Origin of the sequence: Runella sp. (genome assembly GCF_965279615.1) — a bacterium.
In the GTDB taxonomy this organism is placed as follows: domain Bacteria; phylum Bacteroidota; class Bacteroidia; order Cytophagales; family Spirosomataceae; genus Runella.
The window spans coordinates 4,129,665-4,149,062 of sequence record NZ_OZ257252.1 but is presented as its reverse complement, the minus strand read 5'-3'; the positions used below and the strand labels follow the sequence as shown (position 1 = coordinate 4,149,062).

The 19,398-nt window shown below is 44.5% G+C and carries 21 protein-coding genes; 4 read left to right on the top strand and 17 right to left on the bottom strand.

Annotated elements, in window-relative coordinates; genetic code table 11:
• Nucleotides 1-29: 29 nt before the first annotated feature.
• From ACQY73_RS17735 to ACQY73_RS17720, 4 genes are read right to left on the bottom strand one after another with little or no spacing between them, the layout of a single operon-like run.
• Nucleotides 30-950: a sugar phosphate isomerase/epimerase family protein gene (locus ACQY73_RS17735; RefSeq protein ID WP_428653261.1), complete on the bottom strand. Its 921-nt coding sequence runs from the start codon at nt 948-950 to the stop codon at nt 30-32.
• 43 nt (nt 951-993) lie between these two features.
• Nucleotides 994-2,307 (bottom strand): TolC family protein, encoded by a 1,314-nt coding sequence (locus tag ACQY73_RS17730; RefSeq protein ID WP_428653258.1) that lies wholly within the window; start codon nt 2,305-2,307, stop codon nt 994-996.
• 36 nt (nt 2,308-2,343) lie between these two features.
• Nucleotides 2,344-3,903 (bottom strand): DHA2 family efflux MFS transporter permease subunit, encoded by a 1,560-nt coding sequence (locus ACQY73_RS17725; protein WP_428653256.1) that lies wholly within the window; start codon nt 3,901-3,903, stop codon nt 2,344-2,346.
• Between the two features lie 21 nt (nt 3,904-3,924).
• Entirely contained in the window at nt 3,925-4,968 is a 1,044-nt protein-coding gene (locus ACQY73_RS17720; protein WP_428653254.1) for an HlyD family secretion protein, read from the bottom strand.
• Nucleotides 4,969-5,157: 189 nt separating this feature from the next.
• Between ACQY73_RS17720 and ACQY73_RS17715 the strand changes: the two genes are divergently transcribed.
• On the top strand, nt 5,158-5,658 hold the full coding sequence (locus tag ACQY73_RS17715; protein WP_428653252.1) for a MarR family winged helix-turn-helix transcriptional regulator: 501 nt from the start codon (nt 5,158-5,160) through the stop codon (nt 5,656-5,658).
• Here the strand turns inward: ACQY73_RS17715 and ACQY73_RS17710 are convergent, their stop codons facing one another.
• The 3 genes from ACQY73_RS17710 to ACQY73_RS17700 form a co-directional block, all read right to left on the bottom strand.
• The gene (locus tag ACQY73_RS17710; RefSeq protein WP_428653250.1) at nt 5,659-6,225 is read right to left on the bottom strand and encodes a hypothetical protein; all 567 of its coding nucleotides are present in this window, start codon (nt 6,223-6,225) and stop codon (nt 5,659-5,661) included.
• A gap of 147 nt (nt 6,226-6,372) precedes the next feature.
• Nucleotides 6,373-7,746, bottom strand: coding sequence for a peptidoglycan DD-metalloendopeptidase family protein (locus tag ACQY73_RS17705; RefSeq protein ID WP_428653248.1), 1,374 nt, complete (start codon nt 7,744-7,746; stop codon nt 6,373-6,375).
• Nucleotides 7,743-7,901 carry a hypothetical protein gene (locus tag ACQY73_RS17700; protein WP_428653246.1) on the bottom strand — a complete coding sequence of 53 codons (159 nt, stop codon included), beginning with the start codon at nt 7,899-7,901 and terminating at the stop codon, nt 7,743-7,745. The genes ACQY73_RS17705 and ACQY73_RS17700 overlap by 4 nt, the downstream gene beginning before the upstream one ends.
• Nucleotides 7,902-8,065: 164 nt before the next feature.
• On the opposite strand from ACQY73_RS17700, the gene ACQY73_RS17695 reads away from it, so the two are divergent.
• Nucleotides 8,066-9,289 (top strand): NADH-quinone oxidoreductase subunit D, encoded by a 1,224-nt coding sequence (locus tag ACQY73_RS17695; protein WP_428653245.1) that lies wholly within the window; start codon nt 8,066-8,068, stop codon nt 9,287-9,289.
• Between the two features lie 42 nt (nt 9,290-9,331).
• Here ACQY73_RS17695 and ACQY73_RS17690 read toward each other — a convergent pair whose 3' ends face one another.
• The 10 genes from ACQY73_RS17690 to ACQY73_RS17645 form a co-directional block, all read right to left on the bottom strand.
• On the bottom strand, nt 9,332-10,033 hold the full coding sequence (locus ACQY73_RS17690) for a response regulator transcription factor (protein WP_428653243.1): 702 nt from the start codon (nt 10,031-10,033) through the stop codon (nt 9,332-9,334).
• 168 nt (nt 10,034-10,201) lie between these two features.
• Nucleotides 10,202-10,594: a ribonuclease P protein component gene (rnpA, locus tag ACQY73_RS17685; RefSeq protein WP_428653241.1), complete on the bottom strand. Its 393-nt coding sequence runs from the start codon at nt 10,592-10,594 to the stop codon at nt 10,202-10,204.
• 85 nt (nt 10,595-10,679) lie between these two features.
• Nucleotides 10,680-10,838, bottom strand: a complete 159-nt coding sequence (gene rpmH, locus ACQY73_RS17680) for a 50S ribosomal protein L34 (protein ID WP_013927159.1) — start codon at nt 10,836-10,838, stop codon at nt 10,680-10,682.
• 167 nt (nt 10,839-11,005) lie between these two features.
• The gene (locus ACQY73_RS17675; RefSeq protein ID WP_428653238.1) at nt 11,006-11,785 is read right to left on the bottom strand and encodes a hypothetical protein; all 780 of its coding nucleotides are present in this window, start codon (nt 11,783-11,785) and stop codon (nt 11,006-11,008) included.
• A 120-nt stretch (nt 11,786-11,905) separates the two neighbouring features.
• Nucleotides 11,906-12,484, bottom strand: coding sequence for a Maf family protein (locus ACQY73_RS17670; RefSeq protein WP_428653236.1), 579 nt, complete (start codon nt 12,482-12,484; stop codon nt 11,906-11,908).
• An 8-nt stretch (nt 12,485-12,492) separates the two neighbouring features.
• Nucleotides 12,493-12,900, bottom strand: coding sequence for a MaoC family dehydratase (locus ACQY73_RS17665; RefSeq protein ID WP_428653234.1), 408 nt, complete (start codon nt 12,898-12,900; stop codon nt 12,493-12,495).
• 106 nt (nt 12,901-13,006) lie between these two features.
• Nucleotides 13,007-13,795 carry an SDR family oxidoreductase gene (locus tag ACQY73_RS17660; RefSeq protein WP_428653232.1) on the bottom strand — a complete coding sequence of 263 codons (789 nt, stop codon included), beginning with the start codon at nt 13,793-13,795 and terminating at the stop codon, nt 13,007-13,009.
• A 326-nt stretch (nt 13,796-14,121) separates the two neighbouring features.
• Nucleotides 14,122-15,471 carry a Gfo/Idh/MocA family protein gene (locus ACQY73_RS17655; protein ID WP_428653230.1) on the bottom strand — a complete coding sequence of 450 codons (1,350 nt, stop codon included), beginning with the start codon at nt 15,469-15,471 and terminating at the stop codon, nt 14,122-14,124.
• A 46-nt stretch (nt 15,472-15,517) separates the two neighbouring features.
• On the bottom strand, nt 15,518-15,832 hold the full coding sequence (rhaM, locus tag ACQY73_RS17650; protein WP_428653228.1) for an L-rhamnose mutarotase: 315 nt from the start codon (nt 15,830-15,832) through the stop codon (nt 15,518-15,520).
• 149 nt (nt 15,833-15,981) lie between these two features.
• On the bottom strand, nt 15,982-16,968 hold the full coding sequence (locus ACQY73_RS17645) for an aldo/keto reductase (RefSeq protein WP_428653226.1): 987 nt from the start codon (nt 16,966-16,968) through the stop codon (nt 15,982-15,984).
• 226 nt (nt 16,969-17,194) lie between these two features.
• On the opposite strand from ACQY73_RS17645, the gene ygiD reads away from it, so the two are divergent.
• Both ygiD and ACQY73_RS17635 read left to right on the top strand, forming a co-directional pair.
• Nucleotides 17,195-18,067, top strand: coding sequence for a 4,5-DOPA dioxygenase extradiol (gene ygiD / locus ACQY73_RS17640; RefSeq protein WP_428653224.1), 873 nt, complete (start codon nt 17,195-17,197; stop codon nt 18,065-18,067).
• A 141-nt stretch (nt 18,068-18,208) separates the two neighbouring features.
• Nucleotides 18,209-19,381, top strand: coding sequence for a hydroxymethylglutaryl-CoA reductase (locus tag ACQY73_RS17635; protein WP_428653222.1), 1,173 nt, complete (start codon nt 18,209-18,211; stop codon nt 19,379-19,381).
• The last annotated feature ends 17 nt before the right edge of the window (nt 19,382-19,398 follow it).

Below are 19,398 nucleotides of genomic sequence, written 5' to 3'. Positions count from 1 at the left end.
AGGTTCCAAACCTTGCCGACGTTTTTTTTCTACATCCACCCTGCAAACACCTGCTTTGCGTAAGCTAAATCACGTTGATGCGCTTCTACAGGTTTGATGGTATTGGGCGATTGTGCTTCGAGACATTGTTCCAATACGATTAAAGGTTTAACTTTCAACGCCTGTAATTCACGCGCCAGCCGTGGATAATCAATGTCGCCTTCACCGAAGGTTTCAGCCCAAATAGTATTGACGGACTGTCGAATGTGCAATTCAACCACACGTTTACCGTACATTTTCACCACGTCAAAAAGTGCCACCTGCGAGTTGCCGGCACCGCGATACACCCAATGCACATCCAGGCAAAATCCTACATTTTTGGGGTCAGTGTTTTGAAGCATGTGATGAAACTCACGCTCTCCGGCGCGCAACTCTACATCATGTGTATGATAAGCGAGCGTTACGCCACGCTTGCGAAGTTCGCTGCCTAAAAATTCAAGGTTCTTGACCTGCTCAATCAGTTGTGCATCGTTTTTGATTTCGTTGCCGGCGCCCCATTTTAATGGATTAGGATTCGATACCAATATTTTTAAACCCAACGGTTGGGCTGCTTCGGCAATGGCTAACGCCGTTTCGATGGAGCGTTTTCCTTCGGCGGCGTCATGTAATACGCTTCCTACGTAAGCAGAAGGCATGCTGAGATTGTGTTTTTTGAGCAGCGGACCCAGTTTTTTTACTTCTTCAACGTTGGAAAAACTGGGCTCATAGGCCGTTAAACCTGATTTTACATATTCAGCAAGGGAAGCGTCAAGGTCAGCGCTCCAGTTGCGCTTGTCACGGCTATAAAATGTACCGTATTGGTTGGAGGAAATGGGCATAGCCTTAGGAGCAGAAGCAGCGACCGAGTCGGTCAATAAGACCGCGCCGGTCGCCGCGAGAGTTTCTATAAAATGACGACGATTGTAGTCCATGATTGTGTTTTTGACAAAAAGGCAAAAACACATCCAAAATTACCTATTTCCAAAATTCATCACCTACCAATCGCTTCAATTCCAGTTGATTCATGAACAATTGGAATTGATAATTAAGCTGTGATAAACGCGCTTCTTCGATACCCGTTTGAGCGCTTTCCAATTCTACATTGGTAATAGTCCCGTTTGCCAAACGGTTTTTGGCAATGGCCAAAGCGCGCTCGGCTTGCGTTACCTGAATAGCAACGTTTTGGAGACGTTGTTGATTGCTTTTAATGTCAATCAAAACATTTTCGACGTCTTTGCGCAGGTTGGCGTTAACAGACTCTAAGTTATATTTGGTTGCTTCCAGATTGGCTACGGCAGCTTTGCGTTGATAATCGTAACGTTTGCCGGCGTATAAAGGAACATTAACACTGACACCCGCCGCAAGGTTAAACCGTAACTGGTTAACGTTAGGCATATACCCATTTTTCTCACCCATGCTGCCATTTAGCATAATGGTTGGTAAATGCGCTTTTTGGGCAATAGCGATCTCGGTTTCTGCGCTGAGAATACGGTCTTTGGCTAATAAAAGTTCTTTGTTGTTTCCGTTGGCAAGTGTGACCAATTCCTCGGCGGATGCCGGCACGGGAGGATTTTCAATGGCTAATTCAGAAATACTGATGCCTGTCGAAGGCGTACCCGTTAGGTAGCCCAACATTGCTTTTTGTTTCTCAATCTGATTCTCAAAGTCGATCTTACGATTTTGGGTCAATTTGAGTTTTACCTGCTGCGATACTACGTCAAATTCCAGCGCATCACCGTTTTTGAGGCGTTGTTCCACTTGTTTGAGTACTTCCTCACTTGTTTGAATAACGCCTTGTTGTACGCTTACGCTCTTTTGTAAAAAGGCGATGTTGTAATACAGTTGCGCAATCTGATACGCCAAATTATGGCGATTCAGTTCCAGATTGTGACGTGAAACCAACACATTTTCCTGCGCCTGACGAATGGTCAGATCGGTTTTTCCAAAATCATACAACCCATAACTTCCGTTAACTCCTAAGCTAATATTATGGTTAGGAACGAACTGAATTTCGCGCGAGCCTTCGGGAAGCGGTAGCGTAGCTTTGGCCGTTGGAGTGATATAATTATATGATCCTGCAGCACTTACATAAGGCAATAGTGCGCTTTTGGCTATGCCAACGCGGAGTTCGCCCGCCTGAATGAGTTGTTCGGCTTCTTTCAATTTTGCAAAATTCTGAAAAGACTGCTGCACCAAGCCTTGGAGTGGGGCAGGGGATTGGGCAATACCGAAGTAGCTTATGCTACTGAATAAAGCGCCAATTAGGAATGTTTTGAATAAAGTTTTCATTTTGAATGATTGATGACTGTATCAAATTTTTTTTAGCTAGTGTGATGAATCAGCGGCGACTTTGGCGGCGGTGGCGTCCATTTTCTTCCGTTCCAAAAGAAACAAGAGGGGAAATGTGATGATGAAAAACAACGTTGCCATTTGGAAAACATCCAGATACGAAAGCATCAGCGCTTGTTTTTGAATGATCATGTTTAGATTTCCGTATGTTACCTGCAAGGCATCCAGCGGATTAATGCCGCGACTGATCAGACTTTGAGACATCGTTGTGATGCGTTCTTGCGTAAGCATATCACCGGGCTGCAAGTGAGAGGACAAATTCATGGCATTGAGCGGAAGCCGTTGCGCAATGTACGTATTGGTCAATGCGACTCCTACCGCGCCTCCTATCTGTCGAATCATGTTGGTAATGGCAATTCCCATAGGCATTTCCTTAGGGGTCAACGTCGAGATAGATTGATTGATGAGCGGCACATTGGACATGGCTAATCCTATGCCGCGAATGACCAAAGCGCCGATGAAAAGACTCGTCGAAGTGTTTAGATCGAAGGTAGACATCATATAGCAGAAGGTGGCAAATGCAATATATCCCGCTGTTGCAATGTACCTTGGCGGCACTCCTTTTGAAATAAGACGACCCACGAGCGGGAAAACCAATAAAGTAATGGCTCCTCCCGGAATAAGCAGAAGTCCGGTTTGGGAGGCGGTGAATCCGATAATTCGCTGCACAAACAACGGGTACATGAACACCGACGTAAACAAACCGATTCCAATAACGAAGATCAAAATGGACCCAAGCGCCAAGTTGCGGTTTTTGAGTACTCTTAAATTAACAACAGGATTGTCTATTTTAAGCTCCCACCAGATAAAAGTGGTAAGCGAAACAAAAAGCAGAATCGTACACAGAAAAATACTTTGGTCTTCAAACCAGTCGTTGGCTTCGCCGCGTTCAAGCACAAATTGCAAACAGCCAACTCCCACCGCTAACAACACAATTCCGAAATAATCGATCTTGATCTTGCTGCGATCAATATTATATTCTTCCGGCTTTTTGTCAATGTATAAGTAGCTCAATATTAATGCTACAATACCAACAGGAATGTTAATGTAAAACATCCAACTCCAGTGATAATTGTCAATAATCATTCCGCCAAGCGTAGGACCGAAGGTTGGTCCCATGACGATTCCCATTCCGAAAACCGCTGAGGCGATAGGTCGTTGATTAACGGGGAATGAATCAAAAAGAAGCCCTTGCGAAACAGATAACAACGCTCCACCGCCGATTCCCTGTAAAAAACGCGCAATAACTAATAACGGTAATGTATCGGCTACGCCGCAGAGGTAAGAAGCAAACGTAAACAGGGCAATGGACGCAATGAAGTAATTTTTGCGTCCAAAGTAGTTTTGCAAAAATCCCGTCATGGGAATAACGATCACGTTGGCAATGGCATAAGAAGTAATTACCCATGAAATATCTTCAATGGTTACTCCCAAATTGCCCGCCATTTGATACAGTCCGACGTTGACAATGGAAGTGTCTATCAGCTCCATAACTGCCGCCGTAATAACTGTGATGACTACAATCCATCTTTTCATAGCAAAAATCTTTAAGAACGATTACTTCACTTTGACGGCTACTTCAGTACTCAGGCCTGCGCGGAGAAGGTCTTTGTATTGTTGTGGATTGTCAATGGCGATTTTTACCGGAACACGTTGTACCAATTTAACGAAGTTGCCGGAAGCATTGTCGGCGGGTAAAAGTGAGAATTTCGCACCGGTTGCGTCAGAAATAGTGGTGATTTTGCCGGTTACTTTCAAGGCCGGAAAAGCATCCAGTTTGATCTCAACAGGTTGACCTACGCGCATTTTTTCCAATTGCGTTTCTTTGAAATTAGCCGTTACCCAAACGTCGGCGTCGTTGATGATCGTAAAGAGATTTTGCCCGGGCTGTACGTACTGGCCTTTAGCTACGTTGATTTTTCCCGTTTTTCCTGAAACCGGTGCGTCAATGTGAGTGTACGATAAACGCAGTTTGGCTTGGTCCAAAATCGTTTGCTTCACTTTCAGGATCGCTTCCATCTTTTTGATGTTGGCTACTGCTGAACCTTCCGAGACTTTGGCTTGGTTGATCTGCGCCAAAGCGGCATCGTATTGACGATCTTGAATTTCAACATTCGATTGACTTTCGTCCAATGTTCTTTTAGTGGTCGACCCGCCTTCGTAGAGGTTTTTGTCGCGCTGAAGATCGGCGGCGGCTTTGGTCTTGCGGCTTACCTGCACATCTGCGCTGGCTTTAGCCACTTTATAATTTTCCTGTACGTTGCGAAGCGATGCTTTAGCGGTTTCTAAATCGGCCAATGATTGTTGATAATCGGCTTCGGCCTGCGAAACGGCAATCGCGTATTCCTGTGGATCAATTTCGATAAGCCGTGCGTTGGCGTTGACTGTTTTGTAATCTTCAACGTTTGATTCCTGAATATAACCCGCTACACGGGCCAGTACAGGTGTACTTTTAGATTCGATCTGAGCGTTATCAGTTGTCTCGTACGTTTGGTTATAACGATACGATTGAAAGCCGTAGAATCCGGCAGTGGCCAATACGATAAGGCCAATAATAGGTGGAAGTAATTTTCTGACGATACTTTTTTGTTCGGTTGCCATGGGTATTTTGTGCTGAATGGTTATTAACGAATTTTTAATTGTAGTTTATTGATAAGTAAACTTAGTTGACTACTTTTGTGTTGGCAAAGGTAAACTTAGTTGACTATTAAAGTCAAGCAAGTTGACTAATATTTGTATTAAAATTTCATGAAATTTTTTTAATAAGCTGTATTTCAGTAGATTTGTGATATGGAAACGGTAGTAAATAAATCGGTTGATTTTAGTTTTGAAGAATTTCAGGCTATTCGTAATCGCTCACTGGGAAGATTAATCGGGCGTCTGAAGCGACATATACATGAGCATGCCGAGCCGATTCTGCATGCTAAAGGCCATACGGACTTTAAACTGAGTTCATTGGCATTTATCGCCAATATTGATGAAAACGGTACAACTAATAATGAGTTGGCTAAAAAGGCGTGTGTGACCAAACAGGCAATAAGTAAAGTAATAAAAGAACTGGAAGAGCACGGATATGTTTACACACGACCTAATGAAGCCGATGCCCGTTCGAGTGTGATTTTTCTGGATGAGCGCGGCAAACAATTATTTGTAGACCTCAATGAAGCCATGAATGACGTAAGAGCCCGCTTCAATAAAGCTGTCGGGGCAAAAAAATGCCAACAGATGATCGATACAATGTATGACCTGCTGGCAGTGTTGGATGCGGAAGAAGAAGGACAAAAAAGCTGATCACATCAGCCGTCGTACGATCAGGGTTTTGACCAATTCATAGAAAGGCTGAGGTTGCATAGTGCGCCAATTGTCCAAGTGAAGCGTGCCGCCAAAATTAAGATAATAGTCTAAGCGATAGCGCTTCCATTCGCGCTCAATATGGTCGCGTGAACCTACTACTGCAATCCAGCCGTCTTCGATCTCCTCAAACCATTCGGCATAATACTCATCGTCGGAGCCGTGAAAGTTGAGGATATTTTCGCCGATCAGGATAAATTGGCGAATGCCCTGCGCCAACAAATGATCAATGACATTGCGCTTAAAATACATGATGTCATTGTGAAGCGTATCGTTCCACTCACCGAATAATTCAATGATCGCAAACTCTTTTTTATAGTCGGCAAAAAGAATTTTCACGTAAAGCGTTTCAGAATCTATCTCGTCCCAAAGCGGGTGAATATAATACCCGTAAATATCGTGTTCATACTGATTCATGTTGTAGTCACGGCCGTAAAAAGGGGATTTACGGTCTTCAGCGGCTACATAATGTTTTTCCCAATTATAAAAAGGCTCAATTTCATGCATATCTCACCACAGTCAATGTCTCACATCGGCTAGCCGACAACTACTAACAAATATACTATCTGAGAACGAAAAGACAGAAGATATAGAAGCTTATTTATTTCAAAAATTACCTTAGAATCAAGTACAGGTAAGGTTTCTCAATTCTGCTCAATAAGTACTTTTCTCATTATTTTCACCTTCCAATGCCAATTGTCGCAAAGCTGCCGGATTGCTCAGCCAGCCTCGTTTGCCGGTAGGTTCTTCTACGTATAAAAACGTTTGCCAGCTGCCCAGAATTTTCAGGGTTGCTTTTGCCGGTACACGGACTACTGCGTAAGAGTCCAAAGAAGGGAGTATCCACAGAGGCCGTTCCTGTTCTACTGTTAATGTTTTGAGGGAGTTCAAAGAAGAGCTTATATTTTTAGTATCTATATAACCTATCTTTCCGTCGGGCAGCCAAACTTTATACCATTGACCTGCTTTGCCCACTACTCTCATCATTGTGTTACGAGCAAGGCGAGCTACGGTATCCTGCACTAAACCGGGGCCTGTTTTTATATCGGCCATTTTGCCCGTTACCCGTTCCCAATCCCCTGATTTTTTACCTAATAACGTTAAATTAGAATTGTCTTTTTGAGGAATTGATATAAAAGGAAGCGGATCAATAGCCGAGCGAAAAGATTGATAAATGCCAAAGTGCAGGTGCGGCCCCGTTGTGATGGCATTTCCGGTGTTTCCAACTGTTCCAATGGTATCGCCAATGGAAACACGCTGGCCTGAAACTACCAATTGAGAATCCAAGTGGGCGTAATATAAGGTCATGCCGCCATTTTCTACGTCCTGAAAAATGACATTTCCGCCTAAATTATTGACACCAACGGAAGATATATACCCATTGGCGGCGGCCACTACGGGCGTTCCGCGCGGAGCTGCCACGTCAACGCCTTCGTGCGAACGCCGTCCGCCGTCGCGCGCTACACCCCAAAAACTGATGATGTTACGGCTGTCTCGTTTTACGACGGGGAACGAAAGCAACGGATGGCTTTCTAACGATAACGTAACATTTGCCGTCTTTTCGGCCTCGGTTTGTAAATGAAGAATAACAGTGGTGCTATCGGTAGCTTCCCAAGCCAGACGGTTGGACTCCGATTCGGCAAATGTAAGCCGTTTGAATTGGTCACCGGATTGTTGATATAATTCCAGAAATACCTTGAAAGTACTGTCGGCGGGGTTGGAAGAAACGACGGCTTCGAGCCGCCTGCCGCGCGGTACTGTCAATTTATAACCAAACGCTAAAGGCAGATCATTGGGAAAATAGTTCTGTTCTTTATGAGGGAATTTTACGGAAACAGGAGTGTCCAACGCATTTTTGCCTAACTGTTCCCACTGACTGCTCAGTACTTCATCGGCTTTTTTGAGGTCTTTTAAGTATTGGTCACGCGGAGACTTAGCACCTAATAACCCGCCTCCCGGCGAAGACGTTTGGCAGGCCGACAAGACCAGCAGTATTAGCAGCGATAGTCCAATGCTTACATGTTTCATTTTGGTATTCGTTTTCTCTTTGGTCGTTTTTTTGTTGGCTCCGTTTTGTGCTCATTTTGTGGAGAAGAGGTATCTTCATTCTGCCTGGTCATTTCAAGCGGATCTTCTCCGACGGGCAATTTGGTCATGGTTTCTTCGTGTTCATTCTTTGCCATGGCAATAGTCATTTAGAGGATGGTAAGAAAATCGGCAAAAAATCATGCCTAAAAACCCCGACCCTTGAATGGGAATTTTTTTTCTCATTATGTAAAACGCAGGTTAAAATTGGGTACGTTCTTAGGTGAAATCTATTACTTTTGAGTCCTTAATGCGTTTTAAAATGGCAACAACCCCGACAATTCAGTATAACTATCAACCCGAACACCTCAACGTTTCGGAGCCGAGCGTATACACAGCCGATAAGCTGAAATCGGAAGAAATGGTGATTAACCTTGGCCCGCAACACCCGTCTACGCACGGAGTTTTGCGTCTGGAGGTTGTGTCGGATGGCGAGATCATTGTGGATGTAGTGCCGCACATTGGGTACTTGCATCGTTGCTTTGAAAAACACGCCGAGTCACTTCCTTTCAACCAGATCATTCCTTACGTAGATCGTATGGATTATGTAGCGGCCATGAATTCAGAGCACGCTTATGTAATGGGCATAGAGCGAATGTTGGGAATCGACAAAGATCTGCCCAAACGCGTTGAGTACATTCGGGTGCTGGTGGCAGAATTGAATCGTTTGGCTTCGCACTTTGTAGCAATCGGAACGTATGCGATGGACATTGGCGCTTATACGCCTTTCCTGTGGATGATGCGCGACCGTGAGCATATCCTGCGAATGCTGGAGTGGCTTTCAGGGGCGCGGATGCTCTATAATTATATTTGGGTGGGCGGCTTGTTTTACGATTTGCCCGTAGGCTTTGAAGAAAGATGCCGGGAATTTGTTACCTACCTTAAACCCAAATTACAGGAACTTCAACAACTTGTTATTGAAAATAAAATTTTTGTACAACGAACAGCCAATGTGGGCGTGTTGCCGTTGCCGGTAGCCATTAATTACGGTTGCTCCGGACCGGTATTACGTGGTTCGGGTTTGCGTTGGGACCTCCGAAAAGTAGATGGCTATTCAGTCTATCCTGAATTAGATTTTGATGTTCCTATGGGAGAAGGACTTGTAGGAACCGTTGGTGATTGTTGGGACCGGAATTATGTGCGTGTGCTTGAATGCCGCGAATCCGTAAAGATCATCGAACAATGTGTTGAAAAATTGTTGGGCGAACACTGTCGTACGCCCGATTTTGACCCACAGGCGTTTGTTCCCAAAAAGATTCGCCCACAGGCGATGGATTATTACGTGCGGGCTGAAAATCCGAAAGGAGAATTGGGTTTTTTCTTCCGTACCGATGGCAAGTCGGATATTCCGGTTCGCTGCAAAGCGCGGGCCTGTTCTTTCAATAATCTCTCCGTCATTGCCGAAATCTCTCGTGGAGCCATGCTTGCCGACTTAGTAGCGATCATTGGCTCAATCGATGTGGTGATGGGAGAAGTAGATAGATGATGTAAATGTAGAGACGATTTTGCGTCTCCACATTTATAAAGGTTATTCGTCCGTAAACATATACCCAACGCCTTTGAGCGTTCTGATATACGTTTCTCCTACTTTTTCCCGTACTTTTCGGATATGCACATCTACCGTTCGTTCGAGCACATAAATATCAGCTCCCCAGATTTTTTGGAGCAATTCTTCCCGGTTAAAGACTTTGTTGGGATGATTCGCCAAAAAGAAAAGCAGTTCGAATTCTTTTTTAGGCAGTACCACCGATTTATCGTCTTTGGTTACCGTATAATTTTTTCGATTAATGGATAATCCGGCAATCTCAATTTGCGATTCGGGTTCCGCTTTTTGCGCTTCCCTTCTAAACAAGGCATTGATACGACTCATCAACGCACGGGGTTTAATGGGCTTGGTGATATAATCATCCGCCCCGATCTCAAAAGCCGCTACTTCTGAATATTCTTCCGAACGAGCAGTCAGAAACAGGAGATATGTATTCCGAAAATCAGGAATATCCCGCAAAAGGCGAGCCGTTTCGATGCCATCCATTTGGGGCATCATGATGTCCAATACAACAAGTTCGGGGATGAAAGTGCGTGCCGTTTCCAGTGCATTTTTACCGTTGGAGGCAGTGGCCACTTCGTAGCCTTCTTTTTCCAAATTGTAAGCCAGAAGCTCTACAATATCCGGGTCGTCGTCTACGACCAATACTTTGTGTGCAATTTGAGCCGATTTAGCAGCGCTCATAGCAAAGAGGTTGATTTCGTGGCGAATGTACAAGACATGTAAGGAATTTTAACACAGGTTGTTCATTCTTAACACAAAGTTAACAGTCGAAGGACATAAATAGTGGCGAAGGAAAAGTTATAAAAGGTGTTTTCAGACCTTTTGGAAAACTGATAAAAATTATGGGAACTAAACGTCTATTTTACTCATTCGAGGAAGAAGTTTTTGCATAGAGCGCTCAATGACATCGTACTCCACTTTCTCTTTCGCAATTAACACAAACGCAATATAAGAAGGAGCACGATGCTCGGGAAATTCCAAAAAAAGATGCTTGTTTTTGCGATAAGCTTCGCGGCAGCGACGGCGCAGTAGATTGCGGTCAACGGCATGCTTGAAATTCCGCTTAGAGATAGTAAACAAAACCTGAGGGAGCGATTGAGCAGCGGAGACGGGCTCGTAAAGGTAAAATACCTTAAAAGGAAAAAGGTAGGACGTTTGGGTTTCCGTGCTACCTTTTTCGAATAAACGGCTAATAACCTTGGGGCTGCTTAACCGTTCTGTTTTTTGTAATGTCTGTCTCAATGTTTGAATCGTTTGAACTATTGCAATTGTTTGAGAAGCATTAGTCAACTTTCAAACAAACAAACTCCCCAAACACGCAAACAAATTATTGCTTGTGACGCTTTTCGTCTGAAACTGTTAGTTTCCAACGACCTTTTTTGCGACGAGCTGCCAATACCTTGCGGCCGTTAGCAGATTCCATACGCTCACGGAAACCATGCTTGTTGCGTCTTTTGCGGTTTGAAGGTTGATATGTACGTTTCATTTTATTTTGACCTTTTATTTCTTGTAATTCCTTGATTCCAAAAGAGTCCGCAAAGGTACGGAAACTTCTAAAAGTTTACAAACTATTTTTTGAGTAAGGCAGCAAAATGCTGTGATGTACCATACAAAGTCCCCTAAAAACGTATTATTGGCTCTCCAAAAGGTCCATTAATGATTAGGTTTGACTTTCTCCTGCAAAAATTTCACCCGCATGGCCGTTGAATCCGAGGGAGATTCGTAGTTAAGCCATAAATAAGAAGCGCGAGTGTCTTTGGGTAAAAACACCAGTCCGCGCACAGATTCACCGGCCGGCAAAGTGGTTTTGCGAAGTGCCATATCCTGCCAGTTGGCGCGCTCATGTTGCAGTTGATTGGTGCGGGCTTTTTGAAGGTTAATATCTACCACCTGTTTTTGAATGATAAAATTGTACGCTTGTGCGTGAGCGTAGCGATTATTGGCTCGCTGTTGCCAGGAACGGTCGTTGCGATTTGAACTGTGAATATCGCTGGCAATGGTAGCTGCCAACAGTACTCCGTTAAGAATGGAGGAGGCTATCAAACGCTGTTTTTGGCGTTTGATCTCTAATGTTGCCTGTTCAATTTTCCGTTCAGGGTCGGCTGCGCGGTAGGTAGAGGCATATATAGGGTTATATTTATTGCGAAGTGTATCGCCTTTCTCTTCAAAAGGAAAATAAGAGAAATCGTTTGGATCAATCAGTAAAGGCGCCGAAGTGCGGTTTTTGATCTCTATATCCAGTACCAAATGTTGCGTGTCTTCAAATTCATAAGATGCCACAAGCACCACCCCATTTTGCTCAACGCGGGTCACTTCTCGTCCTTCAATCCAGGCGATGTCGCCGGAAGCGGGCCGTAAATGATAAAAAGTGGGCGTACAACCGGCAAGCAGAATCAGGCTCGCGAAAAGAAAGAAATTGTGAATGTTTTTCATGGCAAAAGTGGCTTAACTTTACTGTCTGACTGTGGATTTACAATTGCAGGATCAACTGTATTGCTGTTTCACAAAAATAGGTATTCATCAAGCCACTTCAAACAACTTTTTGACAAGCGGTTAAGCCTGAATAAAAGGGACAAGCAACTCATACACTTTGTGTAACGGAAGTCCCATAATAGTATAAAAAGAGCCTTCGATACGACTGATACCTATCATACCGATCCATTCCTGAATGCCGTAAGCACCCGCTTTGTCGAATGGACGATAGTGTTGGATATAATAATCTATTTCGACTTTTGTAAGGGCTTTGAATTCTACTTTGGCTACATCGCTGACGGTTTGGTAACCACTACTGCTTAACAGACAAATTCCTGTAATGACTTCGTGGGTACGTCCCGAAAGTTTTTGGAGCATGAGTTGAGCCTCTGCTACGTTGGCCGGTTTGTTAAGAATTTCATTCTCCACTACCACAATGGTGTCGGCGCACAATACGAGGCGGTCGTTTAAATCAGCTTCAAATTGCTCGGCTTTGTGCCTTGCCAAATACCCGGGCACTTTTGCAGGCGGCATTTCGTCAGGAAAAACTTCGTCGGTCGGTCGAACCTCAACGGTAAAATCAAATCCCAATTCGCGCAGCAACTGTTGACGGCGCGGGGAATTGGAAGCAAGAATAAGCGGGTGTGAGAGTGAGAGCATATAGTTCGTTAAATCTTCTCTTTGTGCATTAACGTTGCTACGCCTTTGGTGGTGATTTTGCCCGTAGTCACATCTGAGACTTCGCCTAGGATTTCTCCTGTATGTTTTTCAGGATTGAGACTGATGACGGTGAATTTTACTTTATAGTCAGTGTCAACAAACATAGGACGCAAAAACTGGAACGTTTGTCCAACATAGATAGATCCATATCCCGGAAATTTTGTCCCAATTACTTTGGTAAATACACTTGCCCCCAGCATTCCGTGAATAATGGGACGTTTAAATGGCGTAGTTGCGGCATATTCAGGGTCTAAATGCAAAGGGTTGTCGTCGCCCGTCAGTTGCGCAAAGGCAATAACATCGTCTTGAGAAAAACGAAATTCGTATTCGTAAGTATCGCCAATGGAGAGTTTCATGAAAATTATGTTTAAGGTTTATTATTTGTAGGGGCAGGCCTTGCGTCTGCCCAACTCCACGTTATTGGGCAGACGCAAGGCCTGCCCCTACTGCATTTGGTTTATTTTATAACGATCCCGTTTTTCCGCCATCCACAGGAACATTGATACCACTGATTGCGGCGGCGGCGGGGCTGCACAAAAAAGCTACTGCCGCAGCTACTTCTTCCGGTTCGGCAAAACGTCCGATGGGAATTTCGGATTGGAGTTGGTCGGAGACTTCTTCCACACTTTTACCCGTTGCCTGTGCGCGTTGTTTGTTTACTGAATCCAAACGCCCTGTTTTGGTGTAACCCGGCAAAACGTTGTTGACAGTAATGCCGAATTTACCGATTTCAAGCGATAACGTTTTGGCCCAACTTGCTACTGACCAACGAATAGTGTTGGAAACCCCCAGTCCAACAATAGGCTGCTTGACCGACGTAGAAATGATATTAATAATGCGGCCAAAACCTGCCTCTTTCATCGAAGGAACAACCGCCTGCACTAAGAGTTGGTTGTTGATAAGATGCATCTCAAAGGTCTTCAGAAATTGCTCGGGAGTGGCATCAATGATAGGGCCACCTGCCGGTCCGCCGGTATTATTGATCAGAATGTGTACTTCAGGAAAGGCTGCTAAATAACCATCAATAGCGCTTTTGACAGCTTCTGTACTTGAAAAATCAGCTACAATGTAGCGGTGCGTTTGACCTTTACTAACATCCAATGTATTAAGTGTTTGTTGCAACGCTTTTTCGTTACGTGCCATAAGTGTTACATTAGCTCCCAGAAGCGCTAATTCCACTGCCGAGGCTCGGCCAATGCCTTGCGTACTGCCGCACACAATGGCGGTTTTTTGGCTTAGATCAAGATTCATCTTTTTGGAGCACTATTTTATACTAACCGACAGAATGCAGCCCCATTGACTACGCTGTTTGGGACAAACTTCTGAAAAAACACGTAAACGACAAAGGTTTTGTCAATTACACTGCTCCTGAAAAGACAATGATGGCCTGAAAAAGTAACGGAACATGCTAATTCCAATGATGAAACGAAAAATATGTTGATAAACGGAAGGCTGATCTGTCGAAGATATTGTATTGGTAGGGAGGAGATTTTAAGAACGAACCGAACCTCCCGAAAGCCCAAAACCGCCGGGTGGCCCCGTTTCGGGAAGCTGAGGGAAGTTAACAGGAATTCTGATTAAGCCTTTACTGACATTGGCTTCAAATCAGTTAAGTCAGCGATTTTGACAACTTGGCCTGATTGCAAACTCTTGCGGGCACCAATACCGACCAAAATGGCCATTGCCCCGTCGCGGCTCCCCGCCGATTGACGAAATGCATCGGTTGCGTTAGGATTACGAAAAATCTTGTCGCGCAGACGAGCATCACCACCGCCATGCCCTTCAGCCTGCGGGATTTTAATGTATTCCACTTCTCCGAAATTCTTAGAAAGCATCAACTCGTCGTAAGGCTCTAAGGTCATTTTACCCGATTCTTTGATCCACGCTTCCAGACGCCCTTTGGTGCCGTTGAAAGCAATGCGGTAGCCTTCGTAAGGAGAATAAGTAGTCAACGAATAGCTCACGTTTACGCCGTTGGCGTAATGAATCGTGGCCGCCATTTTATCGTAAATATTAATATCTTCCTTAAACACGCAACCGTCGCGTAAATAACCGTCGTGTTTTTCATTGTCGACATACAGAGCGGTAAGGCGCTTGTCTTTAGTGACATCCCAGTAAAATTTACAATCGGCTTTGTGGGCGCAACTGCGACAATTAGTACCTCTTACGGTACCGTTCTTGCCATAATGTTCCAACGAACCTTGGGCATACACACTCTCAGGTTCAGACTCCAGCCACCAGTTCAACAGATCAAAATGGTGACTTGCCTTGTGTACCCAAAGCGAACCGCTGTTTTCTTTCAAACGGTGCCAACGGCGGAAATAATCGGCACCGTGACGGGTATCCAAATACCAATGAAAATCGACAGACGTCACTTTGCCAATGGCACCTTCGCGCAGAAGTTCGTACAATTTTTGGCGATGAGGTGAATAACGATAATTGAACGTAACCGTTACTTTCTTTCCCGTACGTTTTTCCGCATCCAATATCGCCCGGCATTTGGTTTCATCGGTGGTCATGGGTTTTTCGGTCACGATGTCTGCGCCCATTTCCATGCCTTTGATGATGAATTGATCGTGCGTGGCGTCTACCGTTGTCACAATGAGAATATCGGGTTTGGTTTCCCGCATCATTTTCTCAAAGTCAGTAAAAAGCGGACAGTTGACATTCAGCATCTTACGGGCAGTTTCGGCGCGGCCGGGATTAATGTCACAAAGGCCTACGAACTCAATAACGTCGCTGAATTCTTTGACGACCGGTACACCCCACATGCTCGTACCACGGTGGCCCGTGCCCACCATCGCCACTTTACGTTTAGCGGTATTGCCATTAGCAAACACGGAAGCAGACGCCAATACACTCGCAATAGCCATCGAAGACTTCTGCAAAAACGAGCGTCGGTTAAGGGTTTCTTTAAGAGTGTTCATGTATGGAGGTAGTTGATTTATAACGAATGAGGAGGGCGGCCTTCACTTAATCCATGTGAAATACACATTCTAAAGAGGTACTGACGGGCGAATTGTCGGGATTGGTGTCCATAATATCGGCCATGTACGCCCACCATTTTTTGACGATGGGAAGTTGAGGCAAACCATCAGCCGTATTATTTTCGGTACGTTTTTGTACGGCTAAAAGAAATCCCGTAGTGCGGTCGAGGTAAATGGAATAATCACTTACGCCGGCTTCCCGTAAAGCAGCGGAAAGCTCGGGCCAAATTTCGTCGTGACGTTTTTTGTATTCTGCCTCAAAACCGGGTTTGAGCTTCATCAAAAAGGCAATTTTTTGCATGTTGATTGTTAATTTATCGTCTGCGTTAACAAATAAAAAAGAATAGTTCAGCCCAACCCTCCTGTACCTTTATGTTCCAATAGTGTGCTTTTGGAAATAGACTTTCCAAGTTTTTGAAACTTGGAAAGTCTTTACATTATTCTTTAGAATCACCACAATTGATGTACCTGCGGCTTAATGTATTTTTCGTAAATTCCATTAACGGCTTTTAACTGTTCCGAAGTCAAATCAGGAATTGCAAGGGCTTCCAGATTAGCCGTTGCCTGTTCGGGATTGGATGCGCCGGGAATAATGGTACTTACGGCCGAAAACTGTAAAATCCAGCGTAGCGCTATGGGTGCTAAATTAGTGTAAGTTGGAAAAACAGCTTTCAATGCCTCAACGGCGGCCAAGCCCGTTTCATAATCAATTCCCGAAAAGGTCTCGCCTTTATCAAATTGCTCGCCGTTGCGATTAAAGAAACGGTGATCACCGGCGGTAAAGGAAGAGTTTTTAGAAAATTTACCCGTAAGTAAGCCACTGGCTAACGGTACCCGCACAATGACGCCTACATTTTTCTTTTGTGCCTGTTCAAAAAATAACTCCGAAGGGCGTTGCCGAAACATATTAAAGATGATTTGCACCGTAGTTACGTTTTCATATTCAATGCCTTTGAGTGCTTCTTCCACTTTTTCAACGCTGATGCCCAAGTTCAGGATTTTGCCTTCTTCTTTCAGCCGATCAAACAATTCAAAGATTTCGGGACGATAATAGACTTCCGTAGGCGGACAATGTAATTGAATCAGGTCAAGGGCCTCAAGATCCATATTTTTGAGACTGTCTTCCACAAACTTGCGCAACACAGCCGGCTGATATGCTTCATTGACGTGGGGGTTCAATTGACGGCCGCATTTGGTTGCCACGTAAATGCGCTCCGAACGGCTTTTGACAAATTTACCTACGGCTTTTTCGCTTTCTCCCGCGCCGTATACATCGGCAGTATCTATGAAGTTGATGCCCGAATCGACCGCAGCGTGTAGAATTTGTTCGGCGTTCGCGTGACTGAAATCATCGCCCCATTTGCCGCCAACCTGCCATGTTCCCAGGCTTATTTCCGAAATGTCAAACCCTGTTTTTCCTAATCTTCGATAATTCATTTGTGTTCAATGGTTAAGATGAATGCATCTAATAAATTGCTTATAACTATTCAATGGTTATGGCCGTGATTTCTACTTACTCACTATAACATGAGTGGCGTTTTATGAACTAAAAATCGCGGTATTTTGTAATTTATATGTATCTACATATATTTATTGTAAAATTGGTTTGCCGGCGTGAAAAGTACCTATTTTCAGGTTGTTGAAACCATTTACGATCAAAGAAATGAAAAGAAGCGAATTTATAAAAAGTGCCCTTGGAGGGGCTATTGCAATGGAATCGTTAAAGGATTTATATAATTGGAATCAACAATTGGCATCCAAAGACAGCCTGATGCCGATGTTGTTTGTAGGGCATGGGTCGCCCATGAATGGAATTGAAGACAACGAATTCAGTCAAAGCTGGAAAAAATTCGGCACCGAAATTCCCGTTCCTACGGCTGTATTGGTCGTATCGGCTCACTGGTTTACGCCGGGAACTAAGGTAACGGCCATGCCTGAACCGCGTACCATTCACGACTTTGGCGGCTTTCCTAAAGCCTTGTTTGACGTGCAGTACCCTGCTCCGGGCAGCCCTGCTTTAGCTAAAGAAACGGCGTCCTTGATTCATAAAACACAGGTAGGCCTTGACCACGAATGGGGCCTCGACCACGGCACTTGGACCATTGTTCGACACATGTATCCTGAGGCTAAAATTCCCGTTTTGCAGTTGAGCATTGATTATACCAAGCCTCCACGCTACCATTATGAATTGGCAAAAGAACTGGTGGCTTTGCGTAAAAAAGGGGTTTTGATCATCGGTAGCGGCAACATGGTTCATAACCTGCGTATTCTGAATTGGCAATTGACCGAAAAAGGCTACGATTGGGCCATTGAAATGAATGATACTTTTAAGTCATTGATTCTTAAAAATGAACATGCGCCGTTGATCAATTACGAAAGTTTGGGCCAAGCAGCCAAAATGTCAATTCCAACACCTGAGCATTATTTGCCGTTGTTATACATTTTGGGCTTGAAAGAAGAACATGAGAAAGTCGGAATCTTCAATGATAAGACATTAATGGGTTCTATTTCAATGACATCGGTGAAGGTTGGGTAAAATAGAAACAAGTAAAAACGGCTCCTGCTTTTTATAGGCGGGAGCCGTTTTTATATAGAATAGAATTGCATTTCCATTCATACTTTTCGGCTCATCTTCAAAAGAAAAAGTTATTTTTGTTGGTATTCCAATCTTCGAAACATGAGTAACGAGAAATTGCCGCTTGATAAATCCAACGATTACACTTCTGACATGGCGCAGGCGCGTCGAACGTTTGTGACGGAGAAAACGGGTGTTTCATTTCATCACATTGATAAATTCTCGTTTGAACCACCGACAGCTAAGGGCAATATCGAAAATTTTGCGGGAGTGGCCCAAGTTCCGATTGGTTTTGCGGGTCCGCTCAATGTGATTGGCGAACATGCTCAAGGGGATTTTTATGTACCAATGGCAACTACGGAAGGTACATTAGTGGCAAGTTATAACCGAGGCATGAAACTTTGCCGTGAAGCAGGAGGCATCACTACCACCGTGATGGACGATGCCATGCAGCGCGCGCCATTGTTTGTATTTGAAAATGCACGTTATTCAAGAACCTTCGGTAAATGGGTAGATACGCATTTTGCCCATCTCAAAACCAAAGCGGAAGAAACAACTTCGATTGGAAAATTGCTTGATATTGAGCAATATACCGTTGGAAAACTGCATTGGCTTCGCTTCAATTATTCCACAGGCGATGCTGCCGGACAAAACATGGTCACCAAAGCCACACATCGGGCGTGCCATTGGATTCTTGAACAGAATATCGAAGGGTTGGAGCATTTTACGATGGCCGCCAACATGGATACTGACAAGAAGCATTCTCACCTTAATACGCTCCAAACCCGAGGCAAGCGCGTAGTGGCCGAGATCACGATTCCGAAAGAATTACTCGAGCGCATCATGCACGTGAGCAGTGAGGCACTGTTTAAGCAGCGGCAGTATTCAAACGCCGGGTCAATGTTGTCCAACGCCATCAGCAACGGTTCCCATTTTGCTAATGGCATAACGGCGGTATTTATCGCAACGGGTCAAGACGTTGCCAATGTGGCCGAATCGTCGGCGGGAATTGTGTACGTCGAATTAAAATCCAACGGAGATTATTATTTTTCGTTGACCATACCTTCGCTCATCGTGGCTACGTACGGCGGTGGCACAGGCTTACCCACGCAGCGCGAGTGTCTGGAAATGATGGACTGCTATGGCGCGGGCAAAGTCAATAAATTAGCCGAAATTGTTGCCGCAACTGTACTTTGTGGTGAACTATCATTAGGGGCTGCCATTGTTGCCAACGAGTGGGTAAGCAGCCACGAACAATATGGCCGCAATCGCTGAATTTTTCTCATTATGTG